The sequence below is a fragment of the Chloracidobacterium sp. genome (assembly GCA_016720705.1).
Taxonomy (GTDB): Bacteria; Acidobacteriota; Blastocatellia; order Pyrinomonadales; family Pyrinomonadaceae; genus OLB17.
Map to the genome: position 1 here is coordinate 396102 of JADKKB010000007.1, position 18124 is coordinate 414225.

The window sequence follows — 18124 nt, forward strand, 5'->3', positions numbered from 1 at the left end:
TAGTTACTTCGTCTTGGTCTGATACTGAGCAATATCCTCGGGCGGAGTTACCCTCATCCGCGATTTATCCTTAAAGACGACGAATTGTTTAGTATCCATTCGGCCCTCGGCGTTGCGTATTTGTAGAGTGAATGTCTTATTGTCGCCCTTACCCTCGACCTTTAGCGGGAGCGATCCCCACACCTCGGTATTCGGAGCATTGCGCCACACGGTGTAATAACTCTGATCGTACTTGTCGAATGCGAGTACAAGGATGCCGTCAAAATCGGGCTCGACACCGTCGATCGGCTTAACGGCATTAGTCCGGGTCAGGATAACCCAACTGCCGGGAGTCGAACCGCGGCCGACCGTGCCCTTATCGGCAGTCTCGGCGTCAAGCCTTTGCCACGTAATGAATTTGCGGTTGTTTTGCTGGAAAAATACGATATCGCTCGGCACTTGCAGTTCGACCTGGCGACCGAAAAGCCATCCGGCCGGTGCGGGTGAGATCGACGGATCGAGTCTGACCTGATACCAGATGTCGTACTTGTCCTCCAGTTTATCCGGTTCGCCTGCTTCTTTAGCGGATTCGATCTCACTGTTTTTCGAACGCTTTCCGGATTTCTGCTGGCCTTTCGGAGCGTCATCGACATCGGGGACTTCCTGCTTAGGCACGAATTTCCACGACATTATCTCGAAAGTAGAGCCATTAGCTAGTCTGAACAGCACGTTTTCCGGATTCATATCCGGTGCGGATCTGAGGTTTGAAGCCGAACGAATAATGCCGGACGCCTGCGGCGTAGTATTTTGAAACTCTTCCGCCAGCTTTTTAGATTTGCCCAGAGTTTCGCTGGTGATCACATTCTGGGCCTCGATCCAACCCTCGGTTTGGGCTTCGTCGTGGGCACGGACGCGAAACCACGGAACCTTTTCGAAATCGATCTGATCGACGATGTCGAGTTGGTCACCGCGTTTGACCTCGAGCAGATCCGCCGCAACGACGGCGTACGATGTCCGTATCTGAGCAGTTTTGGCGATCACCGTTGCCTTGTCATTGGTGCCAAGCACATTGGTGACGCCGCTTACGGTCGAATCGATAAATGTACAGCTAGCTGTACCTAACGTAAACGCGGCAAGGAGAAATAGGATTGTTAACTTCGTTTTCATTTAAGATTCCCGGTCAGTTTTCGCCAGTTATTATAACCCAACTTGTCCAAGATTTCCTTTTGTCGGCCGGTTGGGGCGGACTTGACCGAAAGTTTTGTCAGCGGAGCGTCGCCGATCGCTTGGATGCCGGCGGCATCGAGATCGGTTTGCCACTCGATGGCTTCCCGGCCCGTTATATACCGATCGATCACCGGTCCGAGCTCTTTTCGGTTTCGCATTATCGTCAGGATCGCCGCATTGCCGTCCACTCTCGGGCCGTCAATGGGATACTTTATGCAGATTTCGCGGATCAGCGATTCGACCGACGCCTTGCCTTTGGCCGATCGCATAAGAGTGATGTCGATGAGAAAGGCAACGAGCATGCCCCGAGCGTACACCGTCGTATTGCCGCCCGAGAAACGCAGCATCGAGGCCTCGATCAGCGACCGACGCTCGGGTTGGATACGGTCAATATTGTAGGCCTGAGCAAGAGTCGAAAGCATATCGTCAAATCGGATCTGATTGGTCGCCACACCGGTCTTGAGCGCCGCGTACTGAGCAAATCCCTCGTAAAACCAGTCGTAATTTCCGCCAAGATTGACGCCATTCGGCAACCAGAGGTGAAACAGCTCGTGCCGCAGTTGCTCGTGAAGCCGCTGGATCGACTGTGCCTTAAACGGCATATCGGCCGACAAAATGGTCACGCTCCGCCCGCGCGTATCGGCCTCCCAGGCTCCAATGCGGGTAGGCACCGGAAATTTGCCTACAAATACGCGGCGCGGTGCTGTGGTCAACTGACCGAATTGACGGCTGTAGGAATCGAAGATCGATCCGGCCATATTTGCGGCTTCGGCGTCGGTAAAGAGCCATTCACCCGAAAGAGCGAGATCCAATGGAGTATCGCCGCCTTGTACGCGTTGACTCCGAAGCTTCGGCCCGATGTAAAAGACCGATCTCTCGACATTATCGACGGCGTACACGCTCGGGGCGATCTCGCTTTCGGCCGCAAACGCCTTCCAGTCCGTCGGCAGTTTGAGTGTGATCTGGGACTTTCGTCCGATCGACTGTGGCAGCAAGTCATCGAGCATCAGCACGCCGCCGCTCGCGTCGGCCCACGATGTATGAGCAGGAGCAGAAGCCGGTCCAAGCGGAGCCAGATCGATCGAGTATCGGAAGCCGCCGATGATATCGCCGTGAACACGCACCGTGCCGTTAAAAACTTGGTTTGCGATGAGATATCCCCACGGATCATAGATCGCGACCGACGAACGCCGCCGAAAAAGGTCTTTGACGCCGGCAATATCATCGAGAAACCACATTTCGCTCGTGGTCTTTGGTTCCGCTGGCGACGAAAATTTACCGCGGATCGTGGCAACGAGACGACCGTTTGCCGCAAGATCGACATCGATCCGGGCCTCCTGAGCAAAGGAAAATGTAAAGAATTGTAAAATCCCTATGGTTGCGGCTAAAATGGCTGGAATTGAAGGGATATTTTTTGACATCGCCAAATGTACGAGACTAAAATAATATTTTGGTTACTTTGCGCGGAACGCATCACTTTAGCATAAAGTCCATTATGAGTCTTATCAAGGTCATTATCTACGCAATGGTTTTCTTGTTAAGCCTGCTGTTACTCGGACGCTATATCTTTTAGGTCCGTGAGCGTGCACCGAGAATACCGATTAGATTTTATACAAAACCGCGTTCTACATTGGACGCACAGATAATATTTTGGGAATAGCGGCGGTCAAAGTGGCCGCTTTTTTGATTTTATGAGCGAATTACGCAAGATCAAACGAGCTCTCTTGAGCGTTTCGGATAAGCAAGGTTTGGCGGACTTTGCCGCATCACTGGCTCGTCACGGCGTCGAGATCGTATCGACGGGCGGCACCGCAAAGACGCTCCGCGACAGCGGCCTTAAGGTAATTGACGTATCGGAAGTCACCGGGTTTCCGGAAATGATGGACGGCCGTGTAAAGACTCTGCACCCCAAGATGCACGGCGCATTTCTCGCTCTTCGCGATAATGCCGGTCACGTTGCGTCAATGAACGAACACGGCATCGAGCCGATCGATATGGTGGTCGTCAATCTTTATCCGTTTGAAGAAACGATCGCAGATGATGGCGTCGATCTCGAAGTTGCGGTCGAGAATATCGATATCGGCGGCCCCGCAATGATCCGCTCGGCTTCCAAAAACTGGCGTGACGTCGCGGTCGTCACGGACGTCCGTTTGTATGACGAGATCATCGGTGAAATGGACGCTAACGAAGGCTCGATATCACTTGAAACGCGTTCGCGGCTCGCGGCTCTCGCATTTACGCGGACGGCCAGCTACGATCTGGCGATTTCATCGTATCTTGCCCGTCAGCTCTCAAACGAAGACCTTGAGCTCCTAGAACCACTCAATCCGCTCGGTGGCCTTATGTTCATCGAAGCCGATGACGAAGAGTCAGAAGCTCCTGCCTCCGTTAGCGGCCAGACATCGGACAACAGCGGAATGCCCGAATTCCAGATCATCGAACTCGCCAAGGTCGCGGACCTGCGTTACGGCGAAAACCCGCATCAGCGTGCCGCATTGTATGACGACGGCACCGGCGGCGGCATTGCCGGAGCGGAGCAACTGCACGGCAAAGAGATGTCGTTCAACAACTATGTCGATGCCGAGGCGGCGTGGAATCTCGTCGCCGATCTCGACACACGCGGCGTCGCGATCATCAAGCACACCAATCCGTCGGGCGTAGGCATCGGCAACGCAAATATCGACGCTTACCGACGGGCGCTCGCGACCGATCCGGTCTCGGCATTCGGCGGCATTGTCGCTTTTAATCGAAAGGTCGACGCGGAAGTTGCACGCTCGGTCATAGAAGTTTTTTCTGAAGTCATCGTCGCCCCCGACTACGATCCCGACGCCCTCGAATTATTCAAGAGTAAAAAGAACCTACGCGTGCTGCGAGTGCACGACTGTAACGGAGTTCGCAGGGAGTATGGCTCAACTCTCGAGTACAAACAGTTGGGTGGAGGATTTCTCGTACAGGACGCCGACGTTCATCAATTAACTACGGCCGATCTTAACGTCGTCACCGATCGACGACCGACCGAGTCAGAATTGATCGCGATGCAATTGGCCTGGACGGTGTGCAAGCACGTCAAATCGAACGCGATCGTCTTTGCCAACGGTGAGCAAACGCTTGGCGTTGGTGCCGGTCAGATGAACCGTGTGGATTCTGTGAGAATCGCCGCGATGCGTGCCGAGCGGTTCAATTTGCCGCTCAAAGGCTCGGCACTCGCGTCTGACGCGTTTTTTCCGTTTCGCGACAATGTCGACGAAGCCGCCGCTTTCGGCGTCTCAGCCATCATCCAACCGGGGGGTTCGATCAAGGACGACGAGTCGATCGCCGCCGCAAACGAGCACGGCATCGCGATGGCATTCACCGGCATCCGGCACTTCAAGCACTGATCGCAGAACTTTCTGCTTGACAATATGTTGTGGCAGTGTTAAAACTATACCCAATTAGGACGACTGAAGGAACGCTCAAGGGGTTTTTGTTACCAAAGATCTTTTGGGCTTTTGTGTTTTGTTAGTTTCTTCGCCAGAAGATTTCAGGAGGACGTTTATGAACAAATTGACCTATACGCTATTAGTCGCAACGATCGCGATGATCGCCGCCGCCTGCGGGGCACCCGCGGAGAATAAGCCGGCAAACGCCGCTAACACCAACGCCAACGCCAACCTGGCGAAACCCGTCGCAACCGCGCCGACCAAGGAAGCCCTGTTCGATATGGACAAAAAGGCGAACGAAGCTTGGTTCAAGGGCGACAAGGCATATTTCGAGGCCAACCTATCCGACAAATTCGTCTCGTTTGAGCAAGGAATGCGTATGAATAAGGCCGAGCTGGCCGGAATGATCGGTTCCGTAAAATGCGACGTCAAGACCTGGAACATCGAAGATCCGCAGATGTTCAAGATCAACGATGACACGTATGTGACGACCTACAAGGGTACCTTTGACGGCAGCTGCACAGGCCCGGACGGAGCGACGATGAAACTGCCGAGCCCGACGCGAGCCTCCAGCATATACATCCGCGACGGTGACCAATGGAAGGGAGCGTTTCACAGCGAGACGCTGATCATCGACCCGAAAGCACCACCACCGGCACCCGCCAAGCAAGAGGCGAAGAAAGTAGAGCCTAAGAAGGACGCCGAGACCGCCGCTAAGGAAGAAGCCAACAAACCGAAGCCGAGCCCAAACACCGACGCCATCGTCAAACTGCATACCGCCGGCTGGGAAGCTTTTAAGAACAAAGATGCCAAGGCGTTCGGCGATATAATGTCAGCAAATATGGCACTCATCGATCCGCTCGGCGGCTATCTGTCGGGGAAGGAAGCGGTCATCAAACAGTGGACTGAAACAATGAAGTGCGAGGGCATCAACAAGGTCGGCGTTGCCGACGGATTTGCCACCGCTCTGTCGCCGACGGTCGAGTTGCTTACGCTCAAGGGTACCGCCGACGGCACTTGCGATGGGCAAACGAACGGCCCGATCTTCCAGTCCGCCGTTTATGTCAAAGAGGGCGATGCCTGGAAACTCGCTTTTATGTTCGAGTCGCCCGCAATGTAACCATTGCGATGCACCCGTAATACGGTAAAGCCGGGGCCATGGGGCTCCGGCCTTTTTGCGCTGTGACTATCGTCGGACCGACACGGAAGATAATTTTCCTTGACTTCCCACATCAATCGGACAACAATTAGCCAACTCAAGCCAAACCAGCTTTACGCCTTACGAGGATTGACTCGAGAACTTTAGGTTTTTCGGATTTCACTAACACATATAGGAGACGATCTATGACCAAGTTCACAACTTTTGCATTGACCACAGCGGCAGCTTTCATCTTGACGGCCTGCGGCGCACCTGCGGGCAACAATGCCCCGGCGACTAACGCCGCACCAAACCCCAACGCCAACACTGCTAAACCGGTCGCAGCAGCACCGACCAAAGAGGCCCTAATGACAATCGAAAAGGCCGGTTGGGAGGCATGGAAAACAAGGGATCCTAAATGGAACCAAGACAACCTTTCGGACAAGTCCGTCGGTTTCAGCATGAAGGACGGCCGTCAGGATAAAGCCGGGATGATGAAAGCCTTCGGCGAAGCGAAGTGCGAGATCAAGAGCTATTCGATGTCGGATGACACAATGCGCATGATCGGCCCCGATGTCGCAGTCCTGACCTTCAAGGGAACTCAAGACGGCACATGTGACGGCACGAAGGTCCCTGCGGCGGTATGGTCTTCGAGCGTTTATGTCCGCGAAGGCGAAAAGTGGAAATCATTGCTCTACTTAGAGAATGAGGTCGTTGACCCCAAGGCAGCCCCGAAACCGGCAGCTGTAGCTAAGAAAGAGGCGGCCCAGGCTGCCGAAGCCAAACCTGATGCTCTGACAGAAGCCCTGATGTCGGTCGAAAAGGCCGGCTGGGACGCATGGGTGAAACGTGACGCTAAAGGCGTCGAATCGGTCATGGGCAAGGACTTTGTTTACCTGTCCGGCATGGGCCCTCTTGATCGTGCCGCGGCATTAAAGAACTGGTCCGAGCCAAAATGCGAGGGTCTCGAATATACATTCAGCGATCCCAAAGCGGTTTCGCTCACCGCAGATGTCGCTCTCGTCACCTACAAAGCCGACGCGAAAGGCAAATGCGACGGCAAACCCGTTACACCTTCCGTCTGGGTCGCTTCGTTTGATATGAAAGAAGGCGATGTGTGGAAGAACGCGTTCTACACAGACATTCCCCGCTAACCGTCTAGGATCCACTTAATAACGAAAGGGCCGGAGTTTCAAGCTTCGGCCTTTTTATTGGCGCTCACCGCACAATGGTTCCGACCTTAAGATCCTTTCCATCCGTCGAGAACGATATCAAAGAAGGCGATGCCTGGAAACTCGCCTTTATGTTCGAGTCGCCCGCGATGTAGATCCGGCGGGTCCGCGAACACGCACCAAAGGGCGTGAGCATCTTAGCTCCGGCCCTTTTCACTTTATGGAATAAACGTTGCGACCTTTAGCTCCCGTCCGTCCGTCGAGATCGAGATCATTCCACGTTCGCCGGTGGTCATCACACCGACACCCGCCGCCTGCCATCGCTCGACGACGTCACGATGGGGATGCCCAAAAGGTGAGCGTCGCCCGACCGAGATCACCGCTTGTGAGGCTTGAACGGCATCAATGAATTCCTGCGTCGAAGATGTGCGGCTGCCGTGATGCGGGACCTTTACGACATCCGCCCGGAGCGTCCCACCGCCGCCCAATAGTTGCCGCTCGGCCACTGCCTCGATGTCGCCGGTCAATAAAAATGAACGGCTGCCCATCGAGATCCGAAGTACTATCGACTGATCGTTGCCCCAGGGTTCATTCAGCCTTTCGTCCGCAAAGGGCAGAAGTACCTCGACCGCCACATCGCCAAAGCGGAACGCTTCCCCGCGTGAAACAAATTCGAACGGGATGCCGCGTTGCCGCACCTTGTCCGCAAACGCCTTAAAATCGGGATCGTCAGAGGGCCAGCGGGCGATCAGTGCCTTACTGACGTGGAAATTGCGGGCAATATCGGTAAGCCCTTGAATATGATCGGCGTCAGCGTGAGTCGCGACAATATAGTCGATATGTGAAAGTCCCTTCTGCCAAAGAACTTCGGAAACGACCGCTTCGCCAATACCGCGTATATCCGGTTCGAAATCGTCGCCCTCGCCGTCCTTTCCGCGATAGTCGAGCCGCCCGCCGCCATCCACCAGCATCGTCGTTCCATTTGGAAACGTCACCAGAGTCGAGTCGCCCTGTCCGACATCCAAAAAGTCGACGTGAAGCCTCCCATCGGGCCTATCCGAACTAAATGGATGTGTGATCAACAAGATAGCGAGCAGTGCGACAGCCGCACCCGCCGCACTGAAAACATTTACGTCGCGTGATTTCGGCGATCGTGTCGCCATCGGATTCCATACCGCAAGCCCATACGCCAAAAGCACGATCGGCACAAAATATATAAAATAGATCACGGTGCCTGTCCCGGAATACGCAGTTAAACGGAAACTTGCCCAGCCATTTTCCGCGAAGATCTCCGGAGCCGATTGCAAAACCACATTAGTTAATTCCGCAGTCTTGAAAAATGGAACCGCTAAGAGCCTGCCGATTGCGAGGAATAGAGATCCAAGTACTGCCGATAAGCTCCCGATCGCGATCCAAAAACCTACCCAAAGATTTAGAAATACCGCCGAGACCGTAACTCTATGAAAGTAAACAATACTAAGCGGCAGCATACATATCTGGACTATCAACGAGACGATCACTCCCTCGGAAATGTAACGTAACCCCCGCTGCAACCCGCCTCGAAGCCACCACTCAGGAAGTTCGGAACGGTAGAGCGAGGCAGACCAAACGTGTTGGTTTATCTCGACCGACCACGCGTCCGGATTCCAAAATACGATCTCGCACGTCCTTCGAAGCCACTTAGGAACATTTGGGGGGAAAGGTGCGTCCTGCGTCGGAGTCCAACTACCGATCTGCCTCAGCTTTTCGATCAACGGATACGCTAAAACGACGATCGATCCCACGCTAACGAATGTCAATTGAAATGATGGGTCAAATAGATCCGATGGCCGCAACACAAGCAAAAAAAGTACACACCCGCCCAGAGAATTCAATGGCGTCCCATTTCTATGTATTACATATGCAAACAGCAATACGGTGAACATTATCGCCGCTCTCGTCACCGGCAGATCGCCCCCGACCGCAAGTGTGTACGACCATATTATGGACGTTGTCACGACAAACTGAATCCAGCGATTTCCGGTGAACAGTCTCACGAAAAACAGCAACAATCCGCCGAAGAATGTGATATGCAGACCTGAAATAACCAGAATGTGAAACGTTCCGCCTTCACGGAAAAGCTCGGCGGTATTTTTGTCGAGAAAATACCGATTGCCGAGAAGCGAGGCGATCATTACTCCTGCCGTGGGTTGCGTCAACTCCCTTTGAAAGATCCTGATCAAATTGGAGCGTACGTCGTAGATCCATTTCAAAGGCAAAAAGACACTCTCAACTGACACCTCTTCGACAAGGAGATCGCTTTTGACGCTACACGTCGCATCGATCCCGATTCTGTCGAGCATTTCCTTTCTGTTCCGAACACCGGGGTTTTGAAACGCATCGTCGCGGGAAATACGGCACGTCACGCGTATTCGCGAACCATAATTCAGATCCCGGATGCTCGATATCGGCTCAGACGTCTGCGGCAGATACAATCGGACACGACCGGCAACCGATCGGTCGGATCCACGATAGATTATATTTGATGTATCAATATCCACGACCATCCCCTCGGATTGAGGTTCCGGTGCCCGAAAAACTACGCCCTCCAATTCAACCGGTGAATCGGTTGCAACTAGGCCGTTGTCGATCAGGCTTCGAATTCGGTTTGATCGGACACCGCTGTTTTCGACTTGCACGGAAATCATCCCGGCCGTGAAAAACGCAATCAGGACTATTGCTGTTGCTATCGGTTTGGTTCGGAGAATAATAGCGGCGATTCCGCTAACGACGCAGATCAAAATCAAAATTGTTGTCGGGAACGCAAAGGAGTTGGCAAACAGGATGCCAGAGACCAAGGCAAAACTGAGCCATAGTAATGGCTGGTGATTGAAAGTTGGAAATCGACGATCGTCAGGCATCGAAAATCGCTCACTCAGTTTTGATCGAATCTCGCAGAACCTTGAAACGGGATTCACTCACCCCGCGGACCTGCAGTATCTGCTCAACGCGACGAAACGGCCCGTTCGCCGTTCGAAACTCGACGATCGCCTCCGCCGTTTTACGACCGATATACGGCAGTTTCTCGAGTTCAGCCACCGTTGCCGTGTTTATGTTTACCGCACTCGGCGATTGAGGAATTCGGTTGGAAGCCTGCTCCACTACTACTCTCGGACTACACGCAACGAGAGATGAAACGAGTATCAACCAACCTGAAAGCCTAAGTAGCATTTCCGCTAATAATAAGTACTATTCAGAGATCCGCCAAGTGCATCAATTGTTTTTTTGGCTTTGAAGGGCGCCGGCTACTGCTCATTCTCCATTTCCGAGAGGTCCTGGAGGTATTCGTAGGCCTTTTCGAGGATCGGTCGGGCACGGGTCGAGCCGTCCATTTCGCCGATATAGCCCTCGCGGACCATTGCGTCGAGTATGGCAGCGGCACGGCCGTAACCGACCCGCAGATGGCGTTGGAGCAAGCTGGTCGAACCGCGTTTGGCCTGGACAACACACTTGAGGGCGTCGTGAAAGAGCGGGTCGCGGCGTCCGGGCAGTTCGCCATCGTCCTCGATTTCCTCCTGTGAGACGGTAATCGTCCGGTCGTATTCGGGGCGGCCCTGTGCCTTGGCAAATTCGACCACCTTCCCGATCTCGTTTTCATCGACATAGGCACCGTGGACCCGCGTGACATTGCTGTTGCCGGGCGGCAAAAATAGCATATCGCCCTGACCGAGCAGAGCCTCAGCCCCATTGCCATCGATGATCGTCCTGCTATCGACCTTGCTGGAGACGCGAAATGAGATACGTGCCGGAAAGTTCGCCTTGATCAGTCCGGTAATGACATCCACCGACGGACGCTGGGTCGCGAGCACCAGATGGATCCCCACCGCGCGAGCCATCTGTGCAAGACGCGTTATCGATTCTTCGACCTCTTTACCGGCAACCATCATCAGATCGGCGAGTTCGTCAATGATGATGACGATGTATGGTAGCTTGCGGTAAGGTTCGCCATTATCATCGAGCCGGCCCTCGGCCTTATATAGCTTGATCTTTTCGTTGTAGCCGTCGATATTACGGACCGCGTAGCCGGCAAGGTCCTTGTAACGGCGTTCCATCTCGGTCACCGCCCAACGCAATGCCGTCGCCGCCTTTTTCGGGTCAGTGATGATCGGCGTCGACAGATGCGGAATGTCGGCATACAGCCCAAGCTCGAGCCGCTTGGGGTCGACCATTATGAACTTTACTTCGTCAGGTTTCGCCTTGTAGAGGATCGACATCACCAGCGTATTGACGCCGACCGATTTGCCAGCCCCGGTCGCTCCCGCGATCAAAAGGTGCGGCATCTTCGCGAGGTCCGTAACGTACTTCGCCCCGTCGATCGTCTTGCCGAGCCCGAGCGTGAGCAGTGACTTAGAGTCGGTAAATTTTGTCGACTCGATCACTTCGCGTAGAAAGATGGTCTCACGCTTGATATTAGGCACCTCGATTCCAACGTACGCCTTGCCCGGGATTCGATCGATACGTATCGACGGAGCTCTCAGAGCCAGACAAAGATCATCCACCAGTCCAGTAACGCGTGAATATTTGACGCCAGCATCAGGCTTGAATTCAAATGTCGTCACGACCGGCCCGGGAGCAATGTGTACGACCTTGCCCGGAACGTTGAACTCAGCCGTCTTTTTCGCAAGCAGAGTCGCAACATCCCGAAGCTCGGATTCCTTATGGGTCAACGCGGGCGGGACTTCCGAGAGAAGCTCCGAACCGGGCAGGATGTAGTTCTCATAGTCCTGAGCCGCCGTCGGCTTGCCCACCCTGGCCACGTTTTCTTGCTCCTCAAATGTGGGATCTTCGTTCGGCTCATCGCGGGCCTTTTTCGCCTTGATAGGAATATTTTCGATCTCGGGGTCAAGTACTTTACGCGTCTCATACTGCTCTTCGCGGGTATCGATGGTCGGGATCGAGTCGATCGGTTCGTCCGCAAACAGCGGCTCTTCTCGCAACGCGGCGGCGGCGGCTTGTGCCTTTGCCATTGCCTCGACATCGCCCACAGAGATCGTCGGTGGCACCGCATCACCGATATGCTCGCGTTTTTCGCGTCGCTTGTCCGCACGCTTTCGTGCCGAATCGTCCGCCGGCTCGCTTGCTCTGCGGTTTGCCCGCCATTCATCAATACGAATTCGCAAGTTTTCCCAAGCAACATCGAAATGGCTAAGGAAACCGTTTAACGTAAAATTGGTGATCAGTAAAATCGAACAGATCAGCACCGCCGAGAGCAATATGCCTGCCCCGATCTTACTGATAAAATATGCAGTGCCGAGAGCCGCCGCCTCGCCGATGATCGCTCCGTATCCGCCTACAAGCGAGATCAGCCCCGATAGCGAGACAGCAAAGAAGATATAACCTGCAACTCGCGAAATACTCGGCACGAGCGTGTCTGATAAAAATACACGCCAGGCCATCAACGTAATGAGTATCGGGATCAGATAAGCCGTCCACCCAAAGCCACTCAACAGAACGGCGGCGATGTTTGCGCCGACGACCCCGACCCAGTTTTTGGTCGATGGCAAACCGACACCGGTCGAGATCAACGAACGGTCATCCGGACTGCTGGTCACCAGTGAAAGGAAAATGAGCACCGCTAAAACCCCGACGATCACCGCGACAACCTCATTGAAGCGCGAATGCTTTGCAGCCTTACCCCCCTTTTTCTTGAGCAGAGTGGTGCCGTCCGCGAGACAAAAATTGATGTCGTCGTCCTTGTAGGTCTCGTTACATGTCGGGCAAACTTTCATTTATTTCGACGTGGATCCACCTTTCTTATACATTAAAAACTCTTTGATAAATTCGTCGATATCGCCATCCAGTACCGCGTCGACGTCCGACGTTTCGTGCTTGGTTCGCGTATCTTTGACCAAACGGTACGGGTGAAGCACGTAATTGCGTATCTGCGAGCCGAACGAAATATCTTGTTTGGTAGCCTCGAGTTCCGACGCCGACTCGCGACGTTTTTCGAGTTCCAGCTCATACAGCTTCGACCTCAGCACCTGCATCGCGACCGCACGATTTTGTATCTGCGAACGCTGGTTCTGACACGTTACCACAATATTGGTCGGAAGATGCGTGATTCTTACAGCTGAGTCTGTAACATTGACGTGCTGGCCGCCCGCACCGGAGGAGCGATATGTGTCTATGCGGAGATCTTTGTCCTCGATATTGACCTCGATATTCTCATCGATCTCAGGGCTCACGAACATCGAAGCGAACGAAGTCTCGCGGCTGCCGCCCGAGTTGAACGGCGAAATCCGCACCAGCCGATGAACGCCTGCTTCGGTTGCGAGCAATCCATAAGCGTAATCGCCTGCGACGCGAAATGTCGCCGACTTCAGGCCCGCCTCACTTCCCGATTGCTCGTCGATGATCTCGGCCTTAAATCCTTTCTTTTCGCACCAACGCAAATACATCCGGAGCAGCATCTGTGCAAAATCCTGAGCGTCCGTGCCGCCCGCACCGGCCTGGATCGAGCAGATCGCGTTGTTCGCGTCCGTTTCACCGGAAAGAAGGCTCTCGGTCTGGGCGAGATCGACGTCGGACTCAAGCTTGTCGATCAGTTTTACAAGTTCGATCGCCGAATCGGGGTCTTCGGCCGCAAATTCGAACAAAACCTCAGCGTCCGAAACGCCCGTCTCAAACGCCGCGTGCCTGGACAGAGCCTTTTCGAGCAGACTCCGCCGCTGAACGACTTTTTGGGCAGTCGCCTGATCGTCCCAAAAACCGGGCGCGGAAATTAGTTTTTCGGATCGCTCTAACTCAGCAAGCTTTGCAGGTGCGTCAAAGAAACCTCCCAAGTTGTGTAACTTTATCTTTGATGTCGTCGAATTTTGTTTGTAGGTCTGTGAGTTCCATTCTTTGTTTTTCTCAGCGTTCTCCGCGGTCACTGCGTTTAGAATATATTTTAACGCAGAGATTGCTGAGGTCGCAGAGTCAATACTAATTTATTTGGTTAGAAATTCGACACGAAAGTATTTGTGATCAATTGCCATCAATGGTACGAAGATTTTCCAATATCCATTTTGCGGAATGTCGACAACTTCGTAGTAACAACCGTCAGCCTCGCAAGGCGATGTGTTTCGCATTCGAACAATTATGTAACTGCCCAAATACAAAACGACGATTGTGAAAATGACGCAAAATGTCCACTCAAACCGTCGGTTGTCGTCGTCGAAAAATCGCATATCCCAATAATCCAAATGTCGCGACGGTACACAACCACGCGAACCAGTCGCCGTATTTTACATAAAACGTCTGCGAGCCGTCCGATTTACTAACGCTCCAGACGCGGGTGGCTTCGGTGTATGTCGGAGCCGGATCGAGCACCTCGCCGCGTTCGGTTATGTAGGCGGTGACGCCGACATTCGTCACACGCAATACCGGTCGATTTGTCTCGACAGCGCGGAACACAGCGTTTGCCAGGTGCTGCCGCAATACAGGTGTTGGGCCGAGATAGCCGTCGTTGGTCATTTCAATGATCACGTCCGCACCATCCGCCACATATCGCCGTGAAAGCTGTCCGAAATGCGATTCGAAGCAGATCATTACGCCGGCTTTGGCATCGCCGACCGGCAAAATATCGTATTCGCGTCCATACGAAAAATTCCCGACAAATCCCGGTAAAATGCCTTCGAGCGGTGCCGGAACCGCTTCGCCAAACGGCAGAAGGAAGATTTTATCATACTGCGCCGCCTCTTTGCCGTCAGGCCCGACCATCACCGCCGAGTTAAAATATTTCCCATTCGTCGCGTCCGGCTCGGCCGAATTAAACAGCACACTCACATTATTTCGGCGCGCAAAATCCCCAATAAATTGCTGAAACTCACGATCGTCGTTGTACATAAAGTTCATCGGCGATTCGGGCAGAATGACGGTTACCGGTAGCCAATTGTCGGTCGGCAGTTTATTGATCTCGGCTTCGGCGAGGTTGATCTGATGTTGGCGGAGCCGCTGATAGCTCTGATAATCAAGGCCCAACATCGGGACGTTGGGTTGGATCGCCACGACCGTTGCAATACCCCGCGCTCGAGAATCGAGCATCGGTGGATACGCTACCACGTATAGCCCGACCCACAAAAGAAAGCTAACGATTAGGCAACCTAAAAGTAGGTAGGATCGTCGAGTTCGCGTGACAATGGGAAGTATAAATACAGCACTTATAAACAAAATCAAGAAGCCGACAAGCTCCTGCCCGCCAATTCCGACCAACGACTTGGTCAAATCTCCAACTAAAATTACTGCTGAATTGCTACTGAAAGTGAACGCCTGCGAGTACCCAATAGCATTCCAATTGTTCCCCGTCACCCAATACCGCAAAAACTCGCTAAACACCCAAACAAACGGAGCCGCGAGAAATGCCCACGACCCGAATCGTCGTAAAAGTACCGACAATATCGCCGCAAACAAGCCTGGAAACACCCCGACGATGAGTGCGATGAAGACCATCCCCGAATACGCTAGCCACGGCGGAAATCCCGCGTAATGGATCGGCGCGAAAGTCAGCCACCAGCACGTGCCGAAGAAAAAGACCGTCCCAAATATCCAACCAGTGACGAACGAACGAACCACCGAAGCCTTTTCGCGATCAACCGCAAGCATCAACGGGACGAGGGCGAACCACGCCATCCACCACAATTCGAAATCCGGAAAAGCTAGAATCAGAATAATGGCTGACGTGGTTGCCATCATGGCACCTTTCCAACTTGGGAGTATTCGCTTAATAAGCCCGAATGTCATTCAGGTATTCTAGCAGGAATTTGCTTCGGATTTGTGATGCGGGAGGATACAAACACTTGGAAATCAGTTTGACCGTTCATTTTGACTGATAAGACAAATTCCGTCAGCCTCGTAGTGACAAAATCTGTCAATACGACACAGGTGGTGACAAGATTTCGGTCAGACTGCTTGAATGCTGAACGCAGGTCTAATATTGCATTGAGCGATTCAGTTCAGAATGAACGATTACCGTGTATTTATCAGGGCCTCAATGATTTCGGGTGCTTAAACGAAGGAAAGCCCGGCCGATTCGGCCGGGCTCTTAATGGAAGGACAACTGAAGGAACGCTCGGAAGGTGTTCAAGCACAGTGGCAAACTATGCTCGGAGAAGTGATGGCGGCGGGGTCTTGACTAAATTATCAAGCTAGCCGATTTACTCTAATGCATATGGCGTGCCACAGAATTCGCCATTCAGCCAATGCCGAGATATTTAATACTCGCACAATCACAAAAAGCCCATATTAATTGGGCTTTTGGAATATAAATAATTTTGGAATTTCGCAAGTCTTACAACTTGGGCACCTTCCGAAAGTCAATGAAGCGGTAAACGCATACTATTTCGAGCACCTTTCTGACAAACGTTGTAACCCATTGGCTTCTTGATTTTCCGCGTCTATCTCCAACGCAGAGGCGGCATAGTTTTTTGCCTGTAGGCAGTCGCCCTTTTCTACGTAGATCTTGCCAAGCGAAACGTGCGCCTCAATAATACGATTGTCCCAGAATATCGATGTCTTGAACGAACTGATCGCCTGGTCCATATCTCCGCGCCGAAGATGGATCTTCCCGAGCAACAGATAGCTTTCGGCGCTCATCGGTTCGCTTGCCAAAACCCGCCGCAGAACGGCCATCGCCTCGTCGTCCTGACCATTTTTGACCAGCGTTCGTGCCTGGGCAAGCAGTGTGTCGGATTCGTTCATTTGCGGTTGGACGGCCGCGCCCTGCTTGCGGCTCAAGATAACCGCAACGAAATCCTTGCGCGAAGGCTGTTCCACCCTGAGCGGTATTCCTGTTATGGATCTGGATTTGGCCCACTCTGTTTCGAGCGTGGCAAATCGGTTATTGTTTGTCAGGTAGCGTCGAGCCTGGTTGTCCATATCACCCGCTGTCGATTCTTTAAGCTCGCCCAGCGTCTTAGACAAAATATAATACGCTTCACCGTCTCTTGGATTCGAAACTATTGCCGAGCGAAATTGATTTGCAGCATCCTTCAGATTACCGCTTAGGTATAGCGAAACCCCATAATTGAATTTAACATTGCCATCGTCCGTCGCAGCTTCGGCGGCCTTCTTTAGCAATTCGACGCCTTCGTTAAGCAATCCGGCGGCTCGCGCCGGATTCTTCTTTTCGGCCCGCGAGGCTTGAACGACGATCGCACCGAGCGCGTTGTAAACGCTCGTCAATTTCATATCCTCGGCCAATGGTCTCAACACGGCAATTGATCTTTCAAAATTAAACTGCTGTAAATGCACGAGTCCTATATAGAACGATGCTTCGGCATATACATCGTCATTACACTGCGGCACTCGATTTTCGGCCTTGGCCTTGTCACGACATTGTTGCTGGGTATTTATTACTTGTTCAAAGTAATTAATGGCATCAGGAAATTTGCGTTGGCCCAGATACAGATGGGCGAGTTCGAGTGCCGCGTCAGAATAGGTTCCATCCGACGACGCCTCGGCATAAAGCCGGATCGCGTTCTTTAAGAAGTTTTCTCGAGCCTCACCCGGCGGTGTCAGAAGTCCTTTAATATAGGCCTCGAACGCCCGTGCCGGCACCTTGCTAGCTGCTTCGATCAGCTGATTTTGTGAAAACGGAAGCGACTTATCACGCTGGTAGAGTATTTGGTAAGCGATCTGGCCCTGAACTGATTGAAGGTTGCCGAGGGCATCGTTTAGGTTGATGTCCCGTGTGATTCGCCGCCCGTCCGGCATCTCTTCACTCATAAATCGACCCTCATTCACGCGGACGATCTTCGCCGTAACATTGATCGTGGCCGCAGAATCGCCCTGTGCAGGAATGATATTGTAACGGCCGGAAACCAGTATAGTGGCGTTTGTTTCGCGTGCGAGTTTCAGTGACGTCGCGAGACTCGGCAATGTGGTCAGAGGAATCCGAAGCTTTGACTGTACCATCTTTCGCTGATCGTTAGAGATGACGTTCAAATTCGGCACACGCAGAAGATTGGATAGTGAATCAGCAAAACTCTCACCGACCCAATTAAATTCAGCTTTGTCTGACGTATTCTCAAATGGCAAAACCAAAAGAGTGTCGACCTTTGACTGGGCCGCAATTTGGCACCACGCAAACAGAATAAAGCTCAGAACTAACGCGTATCTTTTGACCATTTGACCCCCAAACTAAAAAATTCGCCGATGTGCGGCGAATTCTA

General features: G+C 52.9%; 12 protein-coding genes. 3 read left to right on the forward strand and 9 right to left on the reverse strand.

Annotation, left to right across the window (positions count from 1 at the left end; genetic code table 11):
- Positions 1-3: 3 nt before the first annotated feature.
- Both IPQ00_08960 and IPQ00_08965 read right to left on the reverse strand, forming a co-directional pair.
- Positions 4-1146: a hypothetical protein gene (locus IPQ00_08960; protein MBL0240688.1), complete on the reverse strand. Its 1143-nt coding sequence runs from the start codon at positions 1144-1146 to the stop codon at positions 4-6.
- Positions 1143-2627 (reverse strand): hypothetical protein, encoded by a 1485-nt coding sequence (locus tag IPQ00_08965; protein MBL0240689.1) that lies wholly within the window; start codon positions 2625-2627, stop codon positions 1143-1145. The genes IPQ00_08960 and IPQ00_08965 overlap by 4 nt, the downstream gene beginning before the upstream one ends.
- A gap of 270 nt (positions 2628-2897) precedes the next feature.
- On the opposite strand from IPQ00_08965, the gene purH reads away from it, so the two are divergent.
- The 3 genes from purH (at position 2898) to IPQ00_08980 (ending at position 6917) form a co-directional block, all read left to right on the forward strand.
- The gene (gene purH, locus IPQ00_08970) at positions 2898-4583 is read left to right on the forward strand and encodes a bifunctional phosphoribosylaminoimidazolecarboxamide formyltransferase/IMP cyclohydrolase (GenBank protein MBL0240690.1); all 1686 of its coding nucleotides are present in this window, start codon (positions 2898-2900) and stop codon (positions 4581-4583) included.
- 157 nt (positions 4584-4740) lie between these two features.
- On the forward strand, positions 4741-5745 hold the full coding sequence (locus IPQ00_08975) for a nuclear transport factor 2 family protein (protein MBL0240691.1): 1005 nt from the start codon (positions 4741-4743) through the stop codon (positions 5743-5745).
- A 224-nt stretch (positions 5746-5969) separates the two neighbouring features.
- A complete protein-coding gene (locus tag IPQ00_08980; protein ID MBL0240692.1) occupies positions 5970-6917 on the forward strand; it encodes a nuclear transport factor 2 family protein in 948 nt (315 codons plus the stop codon).
- Between the two features lie 64 nt (positions 6918-6981).
- Here IPQ00_08980 and IPQ00_08985 read toward each other — a convergent pair whose 3' ends face one another.
- The 7 genes from IPQ00_08985 to IPQ00_09015 all read right to left on the reverse strand — a co-directional run bounded on the left by IPQ00_08985 (position 6982) and on the right by IPQ00_09015 (position 18080).
- Positions 6982-7131, reverse strand: a complete 150-nt coding sequence (locus tag IPQ00_08985; GenBank protein ID MBL0240693.1) for a hypothetical protein — start codon at positions 7129-7131, stop codon at positions 6982-6984.
- Between the two features lie 22 nt (positions 7132-7153).
- Entirely contained in the window at positions 7154-9721 is a 2568-nt protein-coding gene (locus IPQ00_08990) for a ComEC/Rec2 family competence protein (GenBank protein ID MBL0240694.1), read from the reverse strand.
- Positions 9722-9845: 124 nt separating this feature from the next.
- Positions 9846-10076, reverse strand: coding sequence for a helix-hairpin-helix domain-containing protein (locus IPQ00_08995; GenBank protein MBL0240695.1), 231 nt, complete (start codon positions 10074-10076; stop codon positions 9846-9848).
- 143 nt (positions 10077-10219) lie between these two features.
- On the reverse strand, positions 10220-12703 hold the full coding sequence (locus tag IPQ00_09000) for a DNA translocase FtsK 4TM domain-containing protein (protein ID MBL0240696.1): 2484 nt from the start codon (positions 12701-12703) through the stop codon (positions 10220-10222).
- Positions 12704-13846: a peptide chain release factor 2 gene (prfB, locus tag IPQ00_09005; GenBank protein MBL0240697.1), complete on the reverse strand. Its 1143-nt coding sequence runs from the start codon at positions 13844-13846 to the stop codon at positions 12704-12706.
- A gap of 262 nt (positions 13847-14108) precedes the next feature.
- Positions 14109-15647: an apolipoprotein N-acyltransferase gene (gene lnt / locus IPQ00_09010; protein ID MBL0240698.1), complete on the reverse strand. Its 1539-nt coding sequence runs from the start codon at positions 15645-15647 to the stop codon at positions 14109-14111.
- Positions 15648-16289: 642 nt separating this feature from the next.
- Complete coding sequence (locus IPQ00_09015; GenBank protein ID MBL0240699.1) at positions 16290-18080, reverse strand: tetratricopeptide repeat protein; 1791 nt, start codon at positions 18078-18080, stop codon at positions 16290-16292.
- Positions 18081-18124 lie beyond the last annotated feature (44 nt).

What these genes read in the sequence shown, in the direction of transcription:
- IPQ00_08985 (MBL0240693.1), bottom strand. Translation starts at nt 7,131, where the DNA reads ATGCTCACGCCCTTTGGTGCGTGTTCGCGGACCCGCCGGATCTACATC.
- IPQ00_08980 (MBL0240692.1), top strand. Translation starts at nt 5,970, where the DNA reads ATGACCAAGTTCACAACTTTTGCATTGACCACAGCGGCAGCTTTCATC.
- IPQ00_08965 (MBL0240689.1), bottom strand. Translation starts at nt 2,627, where the DNA reads ATGTCAAAAAATATCCCTTCAATTCCAGCCATTTTAGCCGCAACCATA.
- IPQ00_08975 (MBL0240691.1), top strand. Translation starts at nt 4,741, where the DNA reads ATGAACAAATTGACCTATACGCTATTAGTCGCAACGATCGCGATGATC.
- IPQ00_09015 (MBL0240699.1), bottom strand. Translation starts at nt 18,080, where the DNA reads ATGGTCAAAAGATACGCGTTAGTTCTGAGCTTTATTCTGTTTGCGTGG.
- IPQ00_08960 (MBL0240688.1), bottom strand. Translation starts at nt 1,146, where the DNA reads ATGAAAACGAAGTTAACAATCCTATTTCTCCTTGCCGCGTTTACGTTA.
- purH (MBL0240690.1), top strand. Translation starts at nt 2,898, where the DNA reads ATGAGCGAATTACGCAAGATCAAACGAGCTCTCTTGAGCGTTTCGGAT.
- IPQ00_09000 (MBL0240696.1), bottom strand. Translation starts at nt 12,703, where the DNA reads ATGAAAGTTTGCCCGACATGTAACGAGACCTACAAGGACGACGACATC.
- lnt (MBL0240698.1), bottom strand. Translation starts at nt 15,647, where the DNA reads ATGATGGCAACCACGTCAGCCATTATTCTGATTCTAGCTTTTCCGGAT.